At 70.0% G+C, this 18,287-nt stretch carries 16 protein-coding genes; 7 read left to right on the forward strand and 9 right to left on the reverse strand.

Annotated features, from left to right (window positions below; all coding sequences use genetic code 11):
- Positions 1-32: 32 nt before the first annotated feature.
- Positions 33-1,049, reverse strand: coding sequence for a cell division protein ZapE (gene zapE, locus GVY39_RS00955; protein ID WP_159919458.1), 1,017 nt, complete (start codon positions 1,047-1,049; stop codon positions 33-35).
- 35 nt (positions 1,050-1,084) lie between these two features.
- On the opposite strand from zapE, the gene GVY39_RS00960 reads away from it, so the two are divergent.
- The 4 genes from GVY39_RS00960 (at position 1,085) to msrB (ending at position 5,297) form a co-directional block, all read left to right on the forward strand.
- Complete coding sequence (locus GVY39_RS00960; RefSeq protein WP_159919460.1) at positions 1,085-1,846, forward strand: pyrimidine reductase family protein; 762 nt, start codon at positions 1,085-1,087, stop codon at positions 1,844-1,846.
- Positions 1,847-1,877: 31 nt separating this feature from the next.
- Complete coding sequence (locus tag GVY39_RS00965) at positions 1,878-3,431, forward strand: alpha/beta hydrolase (protein ID WP_159919462.1); 1,554 nt, start codon at positions 1,878-1,880, stop codon at positions 3,429-3,431.
- A gap of 82 nt (positions 3,432-3,513) precedes the next feature.
- Positions 3,514-4,857: a glycosyltransferase family 87 protein gene (locus tag GVY39_RS00970; RefSeq protein ID WP_236565236.1), complete on the forward strand. Its 1,344-nt coding sequence runs from the start codon at positions 3,514-3,516 to the stop codon at positions 4,855-4,857.
- A complete protein-coding gene (gene msrB, locus GVY39_RS00975) occupies positions 4,854-5,297 on the forward strand; it encodes a peptide-methionine (R)-S-oxide reductase MsrB (RefSeq protein ID WP_159919466.1) in 444 nt (147 codons plus the stop codon). The genes GVY39_RS00970 and msrB overlap by 4 nt, the downstream gene beginning before the upstream one ends.
- A 274-nt stretch (positions 5,298-5,571) precedes the next feature.
- Here the strand turns inward: msrB and hemQ are convergent, their stop codons facing one another.
- The 3 genes from hemQ to hemE all read right to left on the reverse strand — a co-directional run bounded on the left by hemQ (position 5,572) and on the right by hemE (position 9,039).
- Complete coding sequence (hemQ, locus tag GVY39_RS00980; RefSeq protein WP_159919468.1) at positions 5,572-6,267, reverse strand: hydrogen peroxide-dependent heme synthase; 696 nt, start codon at positions 6,265-6,267, stop codon at positions 5,572-5,574.
- A 103-nt stretch (positions 6,268-6,370) separates the two neighbouring features.
- Entirely contained in the window at positions 6,371-7,732 is a 1,362-nt protein-coding gene (locus GVY39_RS00985; RefSeq protein WP_159919470.1) for a protoporphyrinogen oxidase, read from the reverse strand.
- A gap of 251 nt (positions 7,733-7,983) precedes the next feature.
- The gene (gene hemE / locus GVY39_RS00990) at positions 7,984-9,039 is read right to left on the reverse strand and encodes a uroporphyrinogen decarboxylase (protein WP_159919472.1); all 1,056 of its coding nucleotides are present in this window, start codon (positions 9,037-9,039) and stop codon (positions 7,984-7,986) included.
- Between the two features lie 132 nt (positions 9,040-9,171).
- Between hemE and GVY39_RS00995 the strand changes: the two genes are divergently transcribed.
- Together GVY39_RS00995 and GVY39_RS01000 are read left to right on the forward strand one after the other, a co-directional pair.
- Entirely contained in the window at positions 9,172-9,810 is a 639-nt protein-coding gene (locus GVY39_RS00995; protein ID WP_159919474.1) for a DUF3000 domain-containing protein, read from the forward strand.
- A 136-nt stretch (positions 9,811-9,946) separates the two neighbouring features.
- Entirely contained in the window at positions 9,947-11,185 is a 1,239-nt protein-coding gene (locus GVY39_RS01000) for a ribonuclease D (protein WP_159919476.1), read from the forward strand.
- 34 nt (positions 11,186-11,219) lie between these two features.
- On the opposite strand, the gene dxs is transcribed toward GVY39_RS01000, so the two are convergent.
- Positions 11,220-13,118, reverse strand: coding sequence for a 1-deoxy-D-xylulose-5-phosphate synthase (gene dxs / locus GVY39_RS01005; protein ID WP_159919478.1), 1,899 nt, complete (start codon positions 13,116-13,118; stop codon positions 11,220-11,222).
- Positions 13,119-13,353: 235 nt separating this feature from the next.
- Between dxs and GVY39_RS01010 the strand changes: the two genes are divergently transcribed.
- Positions 13,354-14,028 carry an SIMPL domain-containing protein gene (locus tag GVY39_RS01010; protein ID WP_159919480.1) on the forward strand — a complete coding sequence of 225 codons (675 nt, stop codon included), beginning with the start codon at positions 13,354-13,356 and terminating at the stop codon, positions 14,026-14,028.
- A gap of 59 nt (positions 14,029-14,087) precedes the next feature.
- Here the strand turns inward: GVY39_RS01010 and GVY39_RS01015 are convergent, their stop codons facing one another.
- Genes GVY39_RS01015 through GVY39_RS01030 form a run of 4 tightly spaced genes read right to left on the reverse strand, consistent with a single transcriptional unit; the run spans position 14,088 to position 18,242 of the window.
- Positions 14,088-14,453, reverse strand: a complete 366-nt coding sequence (locus GVY39_RS01015; RefSeq protein WP_159919482.1) for a glyoxalase — start codon at positions 14,451-14,453, stop codon at positions 14,088-14,090.
- A gap of 28 nt (positions 14,454-14,481) precedes the next feature.
- Entirely contained in the window at positions 14,482-14,781 is a 300-nt protein-coding gene (locus tag GVY39_RS01020; RefSeq protein ID WP_159919484.1) for a DUF1330 domain-containing protein, read from the reverse strand.
- Positions 14,782-14,797: 16 nt separating this feature from the next.
- Positions 14,798-16,234, reverse strand: coding sequence for a class I SAM-dependent RNA methyltransferase (locus GVY39_RS01025; RefSeq protein ID WP_159919486.1), 1,437 nt, complete (start codon positions 16,232-16,234; stop codon positions 14,798-14,800).
- A gap of 19 nt (positions 16,235-16,253) precedes the next feature.
- Positions 16,254-18,242 (reverse strand): APC family permease, encoded by a 1,989-nt coding sequence (locus GVY39_RS01030; protein ID WP_159919488.1) that lies wholly within the window; start codon positions 18,240-18,242, stop codon positions 16,254-16,256.
- Positions 18,243-18,287 lie beyond the last annotated feature (45 nt).

Here is an 18,287-nt window from a genome sequence, read left to right on the forward strand (position 1 = left end):
CGCGGTGCTTGCGTTCCCGCCGAACCGCCGCGCTAGGCCGGGACCTCGAACCGCGACAGCGCGAGCAGGCGGGAGATGGCGCGCAGGTACTTCTTGCGGTAACCGCCCTCGAGCATCTCGGCGGAGAAGATCTGGTCGAGCTTCGCGCCCGACACCGTCACCGGAACGCTCGCGTCGTAGAGCCGGTCGGCCAGGACCACGATCCGCAGCGCCACGGCCTGATCGGTGACCGGATGCACGTTGGAGACGAACACCGACGACACACCGGAGATCAGCGCGCCGTACTTCGACGGATGCAGCGTGCTCAGGTGCTTCAGCAGCGCGTCGAACTCGTCGAGCGTGGAACCAGGGGTATTCGCCGCTCGTTCGGCCAGCACATCCGGCGCGGTGGGCTCCGGCGCGGGCGGCAGATCGCGGTGGCGGTAGTCGGGCCCGTCGACGCGCACCGCCTCGAAGATCGCGCCCAGCTTCTTGATCTCGCGCATGAAATCCTGGGCGGCGAAACGTCCTTCGCCGAGCTGGCCCGGCAAGGTGTTGGACGTGGCGGCGATCGAGACACCGGCCGCGGACAATTCGGTCAGCAGGCGCGAGACCAGCATGGTGTCGCCCGGATCGTCGAGCTCGAACTCGTCGATGCACAGCACGCTGTTGCCCGAGAGCCGTTCGAGAGCGTTGGCGAAGCCGAGCGCGCCCACCAGGTTGGTCAGTTCGCCGAACGTGCCGAACGACTTGGGCGCGGGCGAGCTGTGGAAGATCGAGGCCAGCAGGTGGGTCTTGCCGACACCGAACCCGCCGTCCAGATACAGCCCGGCACCGCTGACCTGCTTCCTCTTGCCGAAGAAGCTCTTCTTGTGCGCGGCCTTGCTGATCTTGGCGACCTGCCCGGCGAACTCCTCGGCCTTGCCGACTGCGGCCGCCTGGCTGGGTTCCTTCGGATCGGGGATGTAGGAGGCGAAACTCACCTCGTCGAACATGGGCGGAGGCACCATCTGGGCGACGAGCTGATCGGCCGGGACCTCCGGGTGACGATCGACGAGGCGTTCTTGCATGGACGAAGCCTAGAGACGTGGTGTGATCTGGTCTCATGCAGCGTAGCCAGAATGCGATCCAGCTCACAGGGCTCAGCCCGGACGACCTCGCGCGCTTGTACGCGTTTCCCGCCGAACTCGACGCGCCATGGGTCCGTGCCAATTTCGTCTCCAGCATCGACGGCGCCGCCACCAGCGGGAACCTGACCGAAGGGCTGGGCACTCCGGCCGACCGGACGGTGTTCATGCTGCTGCGCGAACTGGCGGAGGTGATCGTGGTGGGCGCGGGCACGGTACGCGCGGAGAACTACGGCGGTGCGCGCACCGACCCGGGGCGCCGCCGCGCGTTCCATCAACGCGGCATCGGCGGACATCCCGAGGGCGCGCCGCCGCCGATCGCGGTGGTCACGGCGAGCGCGGCGCTCGACCCCGGCGCGCGCCTGCTCACCGACACCCAGGTGCCGCCGCTGATCATCACGACCGCCACCGCGCCCGCCGATCGCAAACAACGCCTGGCGGACGCGGGCGCCGAGGTGATCGAAGCGGGGGACATCGTGGTGACACCCAGCGCACTGCTGCGCGTGCTCGCCGAACGCGGCCTGCTGCGCGTGCTGACCGAGGGCGGCCCGCACCTGTTCGGCGAACTGCTCGAGGCCGACGTCGTGGACGAACTCTGCCTGACCACCGCGCCGCTGCTGGTCGGTGGCGCGGCACGGCGAATCTCGCTGTCGGCGCACGAGTTCCGCCTCCGCATGACGCGCGCGCACGTGCTGCTGGACGACGACGGCACGATGCTCACCCGGTGGGCCCGTCGATGAAAGAACCGCCCGAACCTGGCAGGCTGTAGCAATGCGCTGGACTCGGGCTGCCGTGCTTGCCGCCACCCTCTCGATCGTGACCGCTGGTTGCGGCGCGGGACCGTCGGATCGTCCCGGTGTCGCGGTGCAGCGCCCGCCGGTCGCGGGCACGGCGACGACATCCGCGGCGCCCGCTCCCCCGCCGGACGCCGAGCTGCCCAAGACCGATCTCAGCTGGCGCGAGTGCACTCGACCGACGCTCGACCAGCTCGGGCTCGGCCCCGCCCCCGCCGGGCTGGTGCTCGACTGCGCCGAATACTCCACCCCGATCGACTCGACGGGCGCCGTGCTGGGCAACTTCCGGGCCGGCGCGATGCGGGCCCGGCTGGCGCAGACGCCTGCCGATGCGCCGCCGCTGGTGCTCACCTCGGGTTCGGATCGCTCCTCGTCCGCCACCCTGGCCGGATTGGCCGCGGGCCCGGCCTCCTCCGCGCTGCTGGCCGCCCGCCCGATCGTCGCGGTGGACCGGCGCGGCATCGGTAGCTCGCAACCGATCGACTGCCTGCCGCCGGAGATCCGCCGCGGCCTGGCCGACAATGCCCAATCCGGCGCGGGCGATCCGGTGGCGCGCATGACCAAGTTGAGCCAGGACGGCACCATCGCCTGCCGCGACTTCCTGCAGCCCTACGAGGGCACCTTCGACGCGCCGCACGCCGCCGACGACATCGAGCAGTTGCGCAGGCAGTGGCAGGTGGAGCACATCGCGCTGCTGGGCACCGGCAACGGCGCGAAGGTCGCGCTCAGCTACGCACGCAAGTACGGCGACCACCTCGCCCGGCTGGTGCTCGACTCGCCCGAACCGGTAGGCACGGATTCCGTCACCCGCGCCGAACAGGCCGTGCAGGGCGCGGAGGCGGCGCTGACCGCTTTCGCGCAGCGCTGCGTCGGCGTGGGGTGCTCGCTCGGCGCGGACCCCCGCGCCGCGGTCACCGACCTGGTGGACCGAGCCGGGACCGGCGGACTGGGCGATATTTCGGCGAACGCTTTGCTCACCGCGCTGTCGGGCTTCCTCGGCAGTCCGCGCGCCGACCAGGCCACCCGGGTCGGCGAGCTGTCCGACGCGCTCGCCGCGGCAGCGCGCGGTGACCGGGGACCGGTGAGCAACCTGATCACACGCGAAGCCGCGGCCATCGAGAGCGACGGCCAGTTCGTCAACCGGTGCACCGACACGCAGCTGCCGCCGACGCCGGACAAGGCCACGGAACTGGCGGGTACGTGGGCCGGCAAATATCCCGTCTTCGGCAAAGCGGCAGCGATCGCGCTGATGGAGTGCGCGGCCTGGCCGGTGTCGACCGCACCTCCGCTGCCGGAGAAGCTGGGCATTCCGGTGCTCGTGCTCGGCGGGGTCGCCGATCCGGTGGTCGGCAACGGCGGTCAATCGTCGGTGACCGGCACACTCGGTTCGGCGGGCGCCCGGCACGCGGCGCTGTCCTGGCAGGGTTTCGGCCATCCGGTGTCCACCCATTCCGGGTGCGCGCAGCGGGCGGTGCTCGACTATCTGAAGGACGGCAAACTTCCGGCGGACGGCACCGCCTGCCCGGCCTGAGCCGGGGCCGAGCAACCGCTCGGGTGGGGCGTCAGGCAGGTCCCGGCAACCGCCGGTAACCGATCCGGTGTACCGTGCCCCAGTGTTCCTTCGACAGCTCGAGCCCCGCACCGCTCGCACCACCGCCGAGGTGATCAAGTTCGCACTCTGGCCGCTGGCGGTCATGACGGTGCTGAACCGGGTTTTCATCAAGGCTGTCAATGGTTTCATCACCGACGACTACAAGCCGGTCTACCAGGCGTCCCTCGATTTCCTGAACGGGCGGCCGGTCTACACCGCCAACTTCGACTCGGTGGACCCGCACTACCTGTACCCGCCCAGCGGCACCCTGCTGATCGCTCCGATCGCGGCCATCGACTACGAGAAGTCGCGGTGGCTGTTCATCGCCTTGAACGCGATCGCGATCCTCATCGCGTGGTATCTGCTGCTGCGGCTGTTCCGGTACACCCTGAACTCGGTCGCCGCACCCGCGCTGCTGCTGGCGATGTTCATGTCCGAGACCGTGATCAACACGCTGGTGTTCACCAACGTCAACGGCTGTGTGCTGCTGGCTGAGCTGATCTTCATTCACCTGCTGTTGAAACGGAGGGACCTCTGGGCAGGCGCGGCGCTCGGGTTGAGCATCGCGGTGAAACCGACCTTGGCTCCACTGCTGTTGATCGCGCTGGTGCGCGGGCAATGGAAGGTGTTCGTGACCGCGATCGGCGTGCCGGTGGCGCTGACCGCGATCGCCTGGCCGCTGTCGAAGGACCCGGAGAAGTTCCTCAGTCGCACCGCGCCCTACATCTTCGAGTCCCGCGACTACTTCAACAGCGCGATCGTCGGCAACGGCGAGTACTACGGCCTGCCGCCGTGGCTGACCTGGGGCATGCGCGTGGTGCTGGGCGTGCTCGTGCTGATCTCGCTGTGGCTGCTGTACCGGTACTACCGCGAGGACGAACTGTTCTTCGTCTGCACCTCCTCCGGCGTGCTGCTGACCGCCTCGTTCCTGCTCAGCTCGCTGGGACAGATGTACTACTCGATGATGCTGTTCCCGTTCCTGATGACGGTGGTGCTGCGCAATTCGGTGCTGCGCAACTGGCCTGCCTGGCTGGCGATCTTCGGGTTCATGAGCTATGACAAGTGGCTGTCGGACCGCTGGCAGCACATCGGCCGCAACCTGGAGTACCTGCGCATCACCTTCGGCTGGGGTCTGCTGCTCATCGTCGTCTTCTGCGTGCTCGGCGAGCGCTATCTGGCCGCGCGGCGCGAGGGCAGGCTGCCGTTCGGCATCGATCCCGTGTGGATGAAATCCGCCCCGGACCCACGCGGCGACGCGCCGCAGCGACCGGTCCCGGGGTCCGACGGGGGCGTGACGGCTGGAACACCCGAGGCACCCAACAGCTCGACGCCCGCGGAGCAGGATCGTATTAGCGTGGAGCCATGAGTTCCGAAGCCGACACGTCTCTGCCCGCACCGCGGATCCAGCTCTCGCCGCAGGAATGGCGGTCGAAGCTGGACCCCGAGGAATACGCGGTGCTGCGCGAGGCCGCCACCGAGCGGCCGTTCACCGGTGCGTACACCGACACCAAGACCGAAGGCGTCTACGCGTGCCGCGCCTGCGGCGCCGAACTGTTCCGCAGCACCGAGAAGTTCGACTCGCACTGCGGCTGGCCCTCCTTCTTCGATCCGGCGGAGTCCGACGCGGTGATTCTCCGGTCGGACGACTCGCTCGGCATGCACCGTGTCGAAGTGCTGTGCGCTAACTGCCACAGCCACCTCGGACACGTGTTCGAGGGCGAGGGTTACAGCACGCCCACCGACAAGCGCTACTGCATCAACTCCATCGCCCTGCGACTGCACCCCTCGGACAGCGCAGCGGAGTAACGACCCGACGCTCACCGGCAGAGTACGTAGCCCGTAGGGCTCGGCGCATGCCCCGAAAACTCTGGGCAAGCGGCACGGGTGTGACCGGACCACCTGAAACGCCGATACGCGCTCTCGCCGCATCGGCTGCCGACCAGGTGACTCCCGGCAGGCGAGCCGGGAGTCCGAGCTGGAGCGGACCGCTGCAGCGCGCCGGAACAAACGCCCGCGTCGTCGGCCGCTACCGCCGGTCTACCGACCGGCGATTGCACACGGCAGCGAGTTCGCCAGGACCTCAGGGCAGAGCGGCGATCAGCTTCTCGATCTCCAGGCGGGGACCGGTGAAGAACGGAATTTCTTCGCGCACGTGCCGCCGGGCGTCGGTAGCCCGCAGATCACGCATCAGGTCGACGATGCGGTGCAACTCGGGCGCTTCGAAGGCCAGAATCCACTCGTAGTCGCCGAGGGCGAACGAGCTGACCGTGTTTGCCCGCACGTCGGGGTAGCCACGGGCGGCCTTCCCGTGTTCGGCCAGCATCCGGCGGCGCTCCTCATCAGGCAGCAGATACCACTCGTAGGACCGGACGAACGGGTACACGGAGATGTAAGCGCCCGGCTCCTCCCCGGCCAGGAACGCCGGGATGTGGCTCTTGTTGAACTCGGCGGGACGGTGCAGCGCCACATTGCTCCAGACCGGCGCGCAGGCCCGGCCCAGCTCGGTGGTGCGGCGGAAGTCGGCGTAAGCGGCTTGCAGGTCCTCCACGCGTTCGGCGTGCGTCCAGATCATGAAATCGGCGTCAGCGCGCATTCCCGCCACGTCGTAGATGCCGCGGACCACGACGTCACGGTCGGCGAGGCCGTCGAAGAACGCCTTGGCCTCCTTGGTCGCGGCGTCCCGGTCCTCGCCCAGCACTCCGGGTTGCACCTGGAACACCGAGAACATCAGGTAGCGGATGGTGGAGTTGAGAGCCTCATAGTCGAGTCGCGCCATAGCCCTATCGTGCCACTCGTCCGGCAGCACGCGATCCGCTGGGCAGCCACCCGTGCGCGACGCACGCTCGGCGGGATGGGTCGCGGCGCTCGGCCCGGGTAGCTCAGTGCGCTGTGTCCGCGCCGACTCGCGCCGCGATACGGTTCGCGGCGGCGGTACCGGAGGCGACGCACGCGGGTACGCCGACGCCGTGCAGGTACGCACCGGCCACGGCGAGTCCGTCGAGCGTCGCGACCTCGGCTTCGACGACCGCGATGCGGGCGGTGTGGCCGGGCGCGTACTGGGCGAGGCCGCCCGGCCAGCGCCGCACCACCGCCGCGACCGGTTCGATGGCGACTCCGGTGACGGTAGCCAGATCCCCGGTGGCGGCGGTGACCAGTTCGGTATCCGGCCACGACAGCGGGGAGTCGTCACCGAATTTGCCGAAAGACACCCGGACGACAGCCGTTTCCCGCTCGGCGAGATGTGTCCACTTACGGCTGGACAAGGTGAAAGCCTTGGCGCGCAGCGGTTCTGCGGTGGCCACCAGAATTCCGGAGTTCTGCGGGAGAGATGTCTCGCGGGGCAGCGCGAGCGCCACCACGACCGACGAGGACAACTCGACACCCGCAAGTTCGGCAGCGGCGCCGGGGGCGACGGCCTTCAACAGCCGTGCGGTCACCGGCGCCGGGGTGGCGAGGACCACCGCGTCCACGGCGCCGATCGGGTCCACCACCCAGCCACGCAAGCCCTTGGCCAGGCGTGTCCCCGGTGTCGCGGTGACGAATCGCGCTCCGGACCGTTCGGCGAGCGCCTCGAGCAGCACCCGGTAACCGTCGCGAATGCCGCCGAAGACCGGCGCGTTCGAGGGCGGCGGCAGCGCGGCGCCGACGGCGGCGGTGAGGCTGGGCGCACCGTCGTCCAGGGCCGCGGCCAGCGTCGGCAGTGCGGCGCGGACGCCGATGGAACGGGAGCTGCCCGCGTACACACCACCGAGCAACGGATCCACGCTGCGCTCGGCCACCTGCGCGCCGAACCGGTCGGCGACCAGGCGGTAGACGTCGACATCGGAGCCCGGCTCCCAAGCCAGAGGCCGGTCGGGCTCGGCGGCGATCCGTGCCAGCGTGGCGTCGTCGACCAGCCCCCGCATCGACTCGGCATTCGCCGGGACACCCATCAGCGTCCCTTCGGGCAGCGGATGCGCCGTCCCCGACGACCACACCAGCGGCCGGAGACCGGCGGGGGTCACCAGCTGCGACTCGAGACCGAGTTCACGCAGGAGCGCGGGCACCTCCGGCCGTCGGCCGACGAACGCTTCGGCCCCGAGATCCACTGGCTCCCCGGCTAATTCACCGGTGTAGAGAATGCCGCCGACCCGATCGGCCCGATCGAGCACGAGCACGTCGGCGTCCGGCCCCAGCGACGTCCGCAACCGATAAGCGGCCACGAGCCCGCTGATCCCACCGCCGACCACAGCGATACGCATGCCTCGACCGTATCGCGTGCCGCGACCGCGACCACCGAACGGTCGGCGCCCGATGACCCGGGACACACTCGTCACCGGCGGTTGCATATCGGCGGCGGGTCGACCATTCCGAAACGGGACCCGGCTCGATCGAGCGCGCCATGGACGCCCGGTACTCCGGGCCGGCGCGTGGCACAGGTCAGCTGACCTCGCTCGGACGGCACGCCGATGACGGTTCGTCCGCGTTCTCGGAAATCGCCATGCTGACCGCCCTATAGTTCGTGAACCAATTCCACCAATGCCGTCAGCACGCCGGGATCGGTATCCGGGAGCACCCCGTGGCCCAGGTTGAAGATGTGCCCGGTGGCGCCGAGCGTGATCGCCTCGTCCGCTTCGCGCGCGATCCGCCGGACCTGCTGTTCGATCGCGGCGGGTCCGGCGAACAGCACGGCGGGATCGAGATTGCCCTGCAACGCTTTTCCGGCTCCGACGCGGCGGACGGCATCGGTCAGCGGCACCCGCCAATCGACACCGACCACATCGGCCCCCGCCTCGCTCATGGCGCCGAGCAGCTCGCCGGTCCCCACGCCGAAGTGGATGCGCGGCACGCCCGCGTCGGCGATCTCGGCGAACACCCGCTCCGAATGCGGCAGCACGAAACTGCGGTAGTCGGCCAGCGAGAGCGCGCCCGCCCAGGAGTCGAACAGCTGCACCGCGTCGACGCCCGCCGCCAGCTGCGCTTGCAGGAACGCGATGGTGATATCGGTGAGCACGCCGAGCAGCGCGTGCCAGGTCTGCGGGTCGGCGTACATCATCGCCTTGGTGCGCTCGTGGTTCTTGCTCGGACCGCCCTCGACGAGGTAGGAGGCGAGGGTGAACGGCGCGCCGGCGAACCCGATCAGCGGCGTCTCCCCCAGCGCGTCCACCAGCAGGCGCACGCCGTCGGTGACCGCACCGACCTCTTCGGGGCGCAACCGGGGCAGCGCGCGCACGTCGTCCACCGTCCGCACCGGCGCGGCGACCACCGGGCCGACGCCGGGCACGATGTCCAGATCGATGCCCGCCGCCTTGAGCGGAACAACGATGTCGGAGAACAAGATCGCCGCGTCGACCCTGTGCCTGCGGATCGGCTGCAAGGTGATCTCGCACACCAGCTCCGGATCGAAGCAGGACTCGAGCATCCCGATGCCCGCCCGCACCTCGCGGTACTCGGGCAGCGAGCGTCCGGCCTGGCGCATGAACCACACCGGACGCCTGCTGGGCGTCGCGCCGGTAGCGGCGGCCAGGAACGGGGCATCGGTCAACCGGCGGCGGGTATGAGTGCTCATCACGGCTATCGTATGCGGGCCCGGCGGGAGGGGCGGACGCGGAGGCGACAGAGATGACCGCGCCGACGCCGCATCGCCTACAGCGGCGCGCCTCCGACTGCGCCGGGTGCACAAGGTCTACCGTCAGCATTCGTGACACCGCTCGACTTCCGCGACGGCGCCGCACCGACCGAAGGACCCGATGGCGAGCCAGCTCAGTTTCGCGCCGCGGTCGAGGCGATGGGCACCGCAACCGTGCACCCTCGGATCGAGCTCGCGCCCATCCGGCCGCCGCAACGACTCGCACCGTACTCCTACGCCATCGGCGCGGAGGTCAAACATCCGGAAGCCGCCGTGGTTCCGGTCGATTCCGAAGGCGACGCCTTCGGCAGGTTGATCCTGCTGCACGATCCGGACGGCGACGACACCTGGCACGGCACCCTGCGTCTGGTCGCCTACATCCAGGCCGACATCGATGCCGCGCTCGCCACCGACCCCCTGCTACCCGAGGTGGCGTGGAGCTGGCTGGTGGACGCACTGGAGTCGCGGACCGAGCCGTTCACCGCGCTCGGCGGCACGGTGACCTCGACCAGTTCGGTGCGTTACGGGGACATCGCCGGTCCACCGCGCGCTCATCAGCTGGAACTACGCGCCTCGTGGACGCCCGTCACCACCGACCTGCGCCCACATCTGGAGGCGTTCTGCGAGGTGCTGGCCTACGCGGCCGGGCTCCCCCCGGCGGGGGTCACCCAGTTGCGCGTACCACCCGGGCTGTCCGGCGATCACCCCTGAGCAGACCCGTGGCAGAGCGTGACCTGCGACGGAACCTCCGACACCCGCTCCACCGGGCCCGTCCGGCCCGATCCGTCGACACATATGCGCCGATAGGACGGCGGCGCCGTCGAGTCGGCACGTAAAGTTCATCACCATGTCCGTACCAGATGAAAACGAACCCTCGGTCGCGACGCCCCTGCTCGCGCCGACGGAGGGCGTGCCACCGGTACTGGACACCGCCGCCGAGATCAGCGCGGCCGCCGCCCTGCTGGTCGCGGGCACCGGCCCGCTGGCCGTGGACGCCGAGCGCGCCTCCGGGTTCCGCTATTCGGCACGCGCGTATCTGATCCAGTTGCGCCGGGCGGGCGCGGGCACGTTCCTCATCGATCCGATTCCGGTCACCGACGCTCTGGGTCCGCTGGCCGAGGCGATCAACGGACTGGAGTGGGTCCTGCACTCCGCGGATCAGGACCTGCCGGGTCTGGCCGAGCTCGGCTTACGCCCGGCCCGGCTCTTCGACACGGAGTTGGGCGGACGGCTGGCGGGTTTCGAGCGGGTCGGGCTGGCGGCGATGGTGGAGCGTCTGCTGGGTCGCGCACTGCGCAAGGGCCACGGGGCGGCCGACTGGTCCACCCGTCCCCTGCCCGCCGAGTGGCTGAATTACGCCGCCCTCGACGTCGAATTGCTGCTGGAACTGCGCGACGCCGTGGCCGCCGCTCTCGACGAGCAAGGCAAAACGGATTGGGCGGCACAAGAATTCGAGCACGTTCGCACCTTGGATCCGCCCGCGCCGAAGGCCGAACGCTGGCGGCGCACCTCGGGCATCCACACGCTGCGCCGCACCCGGCAGCTGGCGGTGGTGCGGGAGCTGTGGACCGCCCGGGACACGCTGGCCCGCGCCCGTGACGTGGCGCCCGCCCGTATCCTCCCCGATGCCGCGATCATCGCCGCGGCGGCCGCGGAGCCCAGATCCATCGCGCAGTTGCGCACCCTGCCCGTGTTCGGGGGTCCGCGACAGCGCCGGTATTCCCGCGAATGGCTCGCCGCGATCGAGCGTGGCCGCACGTTGCCCGACAGCGAGCTGCCGCCGCTCACCCAGCCCTTCGACGGCCCGCCGCCGGTCAATCGCTGGGAGCGCCGCGACCCGGCCGCGGCGGCCCGCCTGGCCCGGGCGCGTGCCGCCATGGGCGAGCTGTCGGCCGAGCACGGGATTCCGGTGGAGAACCTGCTCGCGCCGGACCTGGTCCGCCGCCTGTGCTGGGACGGGCTGCCCGACTACGACGTGGCCGAACCCTCCGCCGTCGACGGATTCCTGAAGTCCGGCGGCGCCCGGCCCTGGCAGCGGGAACTCGCGGTGCCGCGGTTGACCGCCGCGTTGCTACCGTCGGTCTAACATTCCCCCGGGTGGTGCGGCTCGAGCGCCCGCGTCAGCGGGCTGCCAGCCACCCGCTGATGCGCCGGGCGATGTCCGGGCCGGTGAGGCCCAGTTCGGTGTGCACCTCACCGCGCGAGGCGTGCTCCAGGAACTGTTGCGGCACACCGAGATCACGGGTGGGGATGTCCAGCCCGGAGTTGCGCAGGCGGGCCGACACCGTCGAACCGATGCCGCCGTGCAACCCACCGTCCTCCAGGGTGACCACGAGCCGGTAGTTCTCCGCGAGCTTGAGCAACGTGTCGGAGACCGGCAGCACCCAGCGCGGGTCGAGGACGGTCACCGAAATCCCTTCGGAATCCAGCAGGTTCGCCGCTTCCAGGGCCGCTGCCGCGAACGAGCCCACCGCGACGAGCAGGACGTCGCCGTGCACCGCCTGCACCGAGCCGCCGTCCGGCTCGGCCATCCGCAGCACATCGATGCCGTCCAGCCGCTCCACCGCGGAGATGTCCTCGGCGACACTGCCTTTCGGGAAACGCAGCGCGGTCGGCCCGTCGTTGACGGCGAGCGCCTCGGCCAGTTCCTCACGCAGCGTCGCGGCGTCGCGCGGAGCGGCGACCCGGATGCCGGGGACGATCCCGAGCACCGACAGATCCCACATGCCGTTGTGGCTCGCTCCATCGGAGCCGGTGATGCCCGCACGGTCGAGCACCACCGTGACCGGCTGCTTCAGCAACGCCACGTCCATCAGCAACTGGTCGAAGGCGCGGTTGAGGAACGTCGAATAGATCGCCACCACCGGATGCATGCCGCCGAGCGCGAGCCCCGCCGCCGAGGCCATGGCGTGCTGTTCGGCGATGCCGACATCGAACATCCGGTCGGGGAAGCGCTCCCCGAACGCCGCCAGTCCGGTCGGGCCGGGCATCGCCGCGGTGATGGCGACGATGTCGGCGCGGCGCTCGGCGTGCGCGATCAATTCCTCGGAGAACACCGAGGTCCAGCCGCGCGCCTTCGGACCGCCGACCGGGACGCCGGTGAGCGGATCGATCGGGTCGCAGGCGTGCATCTGGTCGGCGACGTGGTTCTCGGCAGGCGCGTAGCCGCGGCCTTTCTGCGTGACGGCGTGCACCACGACGGGGCCGCCGAAGTCCTTGGCACGGCGCAGCGCCGCCTCCAGGGCGACGACGTCGTGGCCGTCCACCGGCCCGACGTACTTGAGGCCGAGATCGCTGAACAGTTCCTGCGGGCTGACCGCGTCCTTGATGCCCGCCTTCACCGCGTGCACCATCGAGTACGCCGATTCGCCCACCCGGGGAATGCTCTTCAAGAGGCGCTTGCCCGTGTCCAACGCGTGCTCGTAGGCGGGCTGGGTGCGCAGCGCGGTCAGCCGCTCGGCCAGGCCGCCGATGGTGGGCGCGTAGGAGCGGCCGTTGTCGTTGACCACCACGACGACGGGCCGGTCCGGGGCGGCGGCGATGTTGTTGAGCGCTTCCCAGCACATGCCGCCGGTGAGCGCCCCGTCGCCGACGATCGCGACCACGTGCCGGTCCTGCCCGCTCAACGCGAACGCCTTCGCCAGACCGTCCGCGTAGGACAGCGCTGCCGAGGCGTGCGAGGACTCCACCCAGTCGTGGGGGCTCTCGGCGCGGCTCGGGTAGCCGGACAGGCCGCCCTGCTTGCGCAGCGAGTCGAACTGATCCTTGCGGCCGGTGAGAATTTTGTGCACGTAGGCTTGGTGCCCGGTGTCGAAGATCAACGGGTCGGCCGGCGAGTCGAAGATCCGGTGCAGCGCGATGGTGAGCTCGACCACACCGAGGTTGGGGCCGAGGTGCCCACCGGTCGCGGCGACTTTGCGCACCAGGAACTCGCGGATCTCCTCCGCCAGCTCGCGCACTTGCGGCGCGGTCAGCCGACGCAGATCATCGGGCGTGTCGACCCGGGAAAGCACTCCCACCTGAACTAGCTCCCTCCGGATAGCGCATCTGATCCATCAGTCTACGGAGCGGCGGCCGATGCTCCCGCACGAGAACGATCACACCGACCCGCATGGCATCGAAATGTGAGCCTCGACATACGGTACCCGGCATGCGGCGCCAGGGTGGGCCGGCCCGAGCAAGCGATGTCGCGGGCGATCGAAGCGGGCACGATGGTGCGGTACGGCTCGACAGGCGACCGACGAGGAGAGTTCCGTGGGCAAGAAGACCGATTCGCGCGCAGGCGCCGTCACGACCTACGGGCACGGCACCGCCCGCGCCACCCCGGACCTGATGCGGGTGACGATCTCCGTCGAATCGCGGGCGAGCAAGGTCGCGCTCGCCTATGGGCAGGCGGGCGAGCGCGTCGCCGCCGTCGCGCGATCGCTGCGGTCCGACGGCGTCGACGGCGCGGACATCGCCACCAGCGGACTGTCGGTGCAGACCGAAACGGTATGGACCGAGGGTCAGGGCAACCGCATCACGGGTTACCTCGCGAGCACGTCGCTGACCGTCGCGTTGCGTGACATCGGCGAGGAAGCCGATCCCGGCCCGGGCACCGTCATCGCCAACTGCGTCGAGGCGGGCGGTGACGATGTCCGCCTCGGCGGTCTCGTCCTCACCTTCGCCGACCAGGAGTCCCTGCTCACCCGGGCCCGCGACGCCGCCTGGGAGAACGCCCGGGCCAAGGCCGACCAGTACGCGCAACGTGCGCAGCGGGCGCTGGGCAAGGTCATTGAGATCACCGAGGACACCGCCGCTGCCCCTCCGGTCCCGCGCGCGCAGTCCCTGTCCGCGCCCATGGAGGCCTACCGCGCCGCCGCCATCCCGGTCGAACTGGGCCAGAGCGAAATCTCGGCGGGTATCCGCGTCACCTGGCAACTGGAGTGACGGCACATCGCCACGGCCAGGCGGTCCGACGACCCGGGTAACCGGAGGCCCGCCTGATCTCAACCGGCGAGGAACTCCAGCCGATTTCCCACCGCGTCGTGGGTGTGGAACCGCCGCCGGCCCTGGATCTCCGCCGGATCGGCCCACACGACCGGATATCCGGCCGCTGCGACCGCTTCGGCGACAGCATCGATGTTCACGACGAACGCGGGGTGCGCCTTGACGGCGGGACGGAAGTCGGCTTCCACGCCGACGTGCAGTTCCCCGTCCGGGCCGCCGTGGCCCGGGACACGGAACCAGCAGCCGCCGCGCGCGGCCAACAGCGGCGGCTTCGGCAATTCGGGCCACCCCAGTACCCCGGCATAGAAACCACGCTGCCGGTCCTCGGCGCCTGCGGGACAGCACAATTGGACGTGATGGATCATCCCTCCATCGTGCCGGAGGTCCGGTGGTTCACGAACCGTGACCGAGACCTCGCACCAACAGGCTCACCGTGTCCGCTCCGGCATGACGATCCTTCGAGATCTCTTGATATTCCGGCGATTCGGCCCAGGCGCGGAACGACGGCTCGTCGGGAAAGGACATCAGCACCACCTTTTCGCGGTCGGTGACGCCCTCGATGGTCTGCGGGGCTTCGTCGGCCGCCAGCAGCGTGCCGGAGTAGCGGACGAAGACGTCCAGGAATCGCGCCTGGTAGCGATCGTAAGCGGCGCGATCGGTGAACTTCAGCTGTGCGATCACATACACGGTCATGGCGGTGAGCCTGCACTCACCGCCGCAGCAACGCAAGACATTCGACGTGGTGCGTGGCGGGAAACGCGTCGAAGGCGCGCAGATCGGCGAGGCGGTAGCCCGCGGCCTGGTACAGGCCCAGATCGCGAGCGAACGAGGCGGGATCACACCCGACGTGGATGACGCGCGCAGGCCCGCTGGCGGTGACCGCGCCGACCACTTCCTTGCCCGCGCCCGCGCGCGGCGGGTCGAGCACGACGACATCCGGCGCGGCCGCGCCGACGTGCTCGAGCACCCAGCGCTCCACCCGCTGCGCCCGCAGCTCCACCCAGGGCAGATCACGCAACGCGGCGGACCCGTCGGCCACCGCGGGCCGCGCAGATTCCACCGCCAGCACCACCCCGGTCCGCCCGGTCTGCTCGCCCAGGCGCGCGGCGAAGACCCCCGCGCCGCTGTAGAGATCCCAGGCCCGCCCGCCCGGCCCGAGGTCCGCCCACTGCGCGATCAGATCCGAATAGCGTTGCGCCGCACCGCGATGTGCCTGCCAGAAGCCCGTCGCCGCGACCTCCCACCGGCGGCCCGCCACGTACTCGACCGCGCGGCCGCTTCCCCCGAACACCCACTCGTCACGCGCCGCGTGCGCCGCGGCACGTCGCGCGGACGCCTCGCGCCTGCCGTCGCGCCGGTTGTCCGCGCCGGCCCACGCTCCGCCGCCGCCACGCCGTCCCCCACGCTGATCGCGGCCGTGCGGCCGCTCACGCCGACCGCTTCCGGCGCGTTCACGCCGGTCCGGACCACCGGTCTCCGATCGCCGCCCACTCCCGCCGGGGCCGCGCCGATCCCCGCCCCGGCTGACCGGCTCGGCCTCGGCGGCGGGCGCCAGCTCGACGACGTGCCGGATCCCGTCACCGTCCACCGCGATGACCAAGTCCGCGCCCGGCGTCCACTGCCGGTCGGCGATTCCCTCCAGTGCCCCCGCGACCGGTTGCGGGCACCGCAGATCCGCGATCACGTCGGTGCTGCGATAACGATGTACTCCCGCGCGGCCGTGCGCGTCGACCGCGAGCCGTACCCGCGTACGCCATCCGCCGACCGCGTCCGGGGGTCCGATCGGCTCCACCAGCACTTCGCGCTCGATACCGGCCACCCGTCGCAACTGTTCGGCCACCACCGCGGCCTTCATCGTGCGCTGGGCCGTCGGCGTGGCGAACGAGAAATCGCAGCACCCCGCGCCACCGGGACCGGAGACCGGGCAGATGGCGGGCACCCGGTCCGGTGACGCCTCGAGCACCTCGACCGCGTCGGCCCGGCAGAACGAGCCGCCGCGATCCTCGGTGACCCGGACCCGCACCAGCTCACCGGGCAGTCCGTGCCGGACGAACACCACGCGTCCCTCGTGCCGCGCGACGCAGAAGCCGCCGTGCCCCGGCGGCCCGAGCCGCACCTCGAACGTCCTCGTCCGCCGATCGTTCATCGCGCATGCTCCGCGAGCGTCATGTCCGGTCCTCGTAGCCGCGCCGCCACGCACCGGCCGCGTTCACCACACCCGGCGCCTTGGCCCGAGCCGACGAACTCAGCTGCCATGGCACGCTGGTCACCATCACGCCCGGCTCGAACAGCAGCCTGCCCTTCAACCGCAGCGCGCTCTGGTTGTGCAGGATCTGTTCCCACCAGTGTCCGACCACGTACTCGGGGATGAACACGGTCACCACGTCGCGCGGGGCGTCCTTGCGCACCCGCTTCACATAGTCGAGGACCGGTTTGGTGATCTCGCGGTACGGCGACTCGATGACCTTGAGCGGCACCGTGATATCGCTTTTCTCCCATTCGCGCACCAGCGCCCTGGTGTCGGCATCGTCGACGTTCACCGTCACCGCCTCCAGCGTGTCGGGGCGGCTGGCGCGCGCGTAGGCCAGCGCGCGGCGGGTCGGCAGATGCAGCCGGGAGACCAGCACGATGGAGTGCGAGCGGCTGGGCAGCACGCCGTCCCACTCGTGCTCGTCCAGCTCACGCGCGACCGAATCGTAGTGCCTGCGAATCAGCTTCATCACGACGAAGATCGCGACCATGGTGAAGATGGCGATGTAGGCGCCCGCGAAGAACTTCGTGATCAGCACGATCACCAGTACCGCTCCGGTCGCGGAGAGACCGACCGCGTTGATCACCCGTGATCGCTTCATCCGCCCGCGTTGCGCCGGGTCGGTCTCGGTGCGCAGCAGGCGGGTCCAGTGCCGCAGCATGCCGGTCTGGCTGAGCACGAACGATACGAACACGCCGACGATGTACAGCTGGATCAGCTTGGTCACCTCGGCGCCGAACAGCACCACGAACGCGATGGCCGCACCGGACAGGAACAGGATGCCGTTGCTGAAGGCCAGCCGATCGCCCCTGGTGTGCAGCTGGCGCGGCAGGTAGCGGTCCTGCGCCAGGATCGAGCCGAGCACGGGGAACCCGTTGAACGCGGTGTTCGCGGCGAGCACGAGGATCAGCGCGGTCACCGCCGTGATGAAGAAGAATCCGAGCGGGAACCCGTGGAACACCGTCTCGGCGAGCTGGGCGATGAGCGTCTTCTGGTGGTAGTCGGCTGGTGCCCCGGTCAGGTCGGCGACGTTGTGCGCGTAGACGACTCCGATCTTCTGGGCGAGGATGATGATGCCCATCAGCAAGACGATCGCGATCGCCCCCAGCATCAGCAGGGTGGTGGCGGCATTGCGCGATTTGGGTTTACGGAAGGCAGGCACCCCGTTGCTGATCGCCTCCACACCGGTCAGCGCGGCGCAGCCGGAGGAGAACGAGCGCGCGATGAGGAAGGCGAACGCCAAGCCGTAGAGATGCTCGTGCTCGGCGATCAACCCGAAGCCGGCCGATTCGGCCCGCAATTCCTCGCCGAGCACGAAGATCCGAATCAGCCCCCAGCCGAGCATGATGAACATTCCGGCGATGAACGCGTAGGTCGGAATGGCGAACGCGGTGCCCGATTCCCGCACGCCGCGCAGATTGATCGCGGTCAGCACCGCGATGGCTACGACGGCGAACAGCACTTTGTGGGTGGCGACGAACGGAATGGCCGAGCCGATATTCGACGCGGCCGAAGAGATCGACACCGCGACGGTGAGTACGTAATCGACCAGCAGCGCGCTGCCGACGGTCAGCCCGGCGTTGGGGCCGAGGTTGGTGGTGGCCACCTCGTAGTCGCCGCCGCCGGAGGGGTAGGCATGCACGTTCTGCCGGTAGCTGGCCACCACCACCGCCATGACGAAGGCGACCGCCAATCCGACCCACGGGGCGTACAGGTACGCCGCCACCCCGGCAGCCGAGAGGACGAGGAAGATCTCCTCGGGGGCGTAGGCGACCGACGACATGGCGTCCGAAGCGAACACCGGAAGCGCGATCCGCTTCGGCAGCAGTGTGTGGCCGAGCGAGTCACTACGGAAAGGCCTGCCCAGCAGCACTCGCTTCGCTGCCGTCGTCAACTTGGACACTGGAGCGAGCATAGGCCCCCGCACGGTGGATCGCGCGCGTGGCTC

Source organism: Nocardia sp. CY15, assembly GCF_009829295.1.
GTDB classification, from domain to species: Bacteria; Actinomycetota; Actinomycetes; order Mycobacteriales; family Mycobacteriaceae; genus Nocardia; species Nocardia sputi.

Excerpts from the sequence above, each read along its gene's own strand:
- zapE (WP_159919458.1), bottom strand. The coding sequence starts at position 1,049 with ATGCAAGAACGCCTCGTCGATCGTCACCCGGAGGTCCCGGCCGATCAG.
- GVY39_RS00960 (WP_159919460.1), top strand. The coding sequence starts at position 1,085 with ATGCAGCGTAGCCAGAATGCGATCCAGCTCACAGGGCTCAGCCCGGAC.
- GVY39_RS00965 (WP_159919462.1), top strand. The coding sequence starts at position 1,878 with ATGCGCTGGACTCGGGCTGCCGTGCTTGCCGCCACCCTCTCGATCGTG.
- msrB (WP_159919466.1), top strand. The coding sequence starts at position 4,854 with ATGAGTTCCGAAGCCGACACGTCTCTGCCCGCACCGCGGATCCAGCTC.
- hemQ (WP_159919468.1), bottom strand. The coding sequence starts at position 6,267 with ATGGCGCGACTCGACTATGAGGCTCTCAACTCCACCATCCGCTACCTG.
- GVY39_RS00985 (WP_159919470.1), bottom strand. The coding sequence starts at position 7,732 with ATGCGTATCGCTGTGGTCGGCGGTGGGATCAGCGGGCTCGTGGCCGCT.
- hemE (WP_159919472.1), bottom strand. The coding sequence starts at position 9,039 with ATGAGCACTCATACCCGCCGCCGGTTGACCGATGCCCCGTTCCTGGCC.
- GVY39_RS01000 (WP_159919476.1), top strand. The coding sequence starts at position 9,947 with ATGTCCGTACCAGATGAAAACGAACCCTCGGTCGCGACGCCCCTGCTC.
- GVY39_RS01015 (WP_159919482.1), bottom strand. The coding sequence starts at position 14,453 with ATGATCCATCACGTCCAATTGTGCTGTCCCGCAGGCGCCGAGGACCGG.
- GVY39_RS01020 (WP_159919484.1), bottom strand. The coding sequence starts at position 14,781 with ATGACCGTGTATGTGATCGCACAGCTGAAGTTCACCGATCGCGCCGCT.
- GVY39_RS01025 (WP_159919486.1), bottom strand. The coding sequence starts at position 16,234 with ATGAACGATCGGCGGACGAGGACGTTCGAGGTGCGGCTCGGGCCGCCG.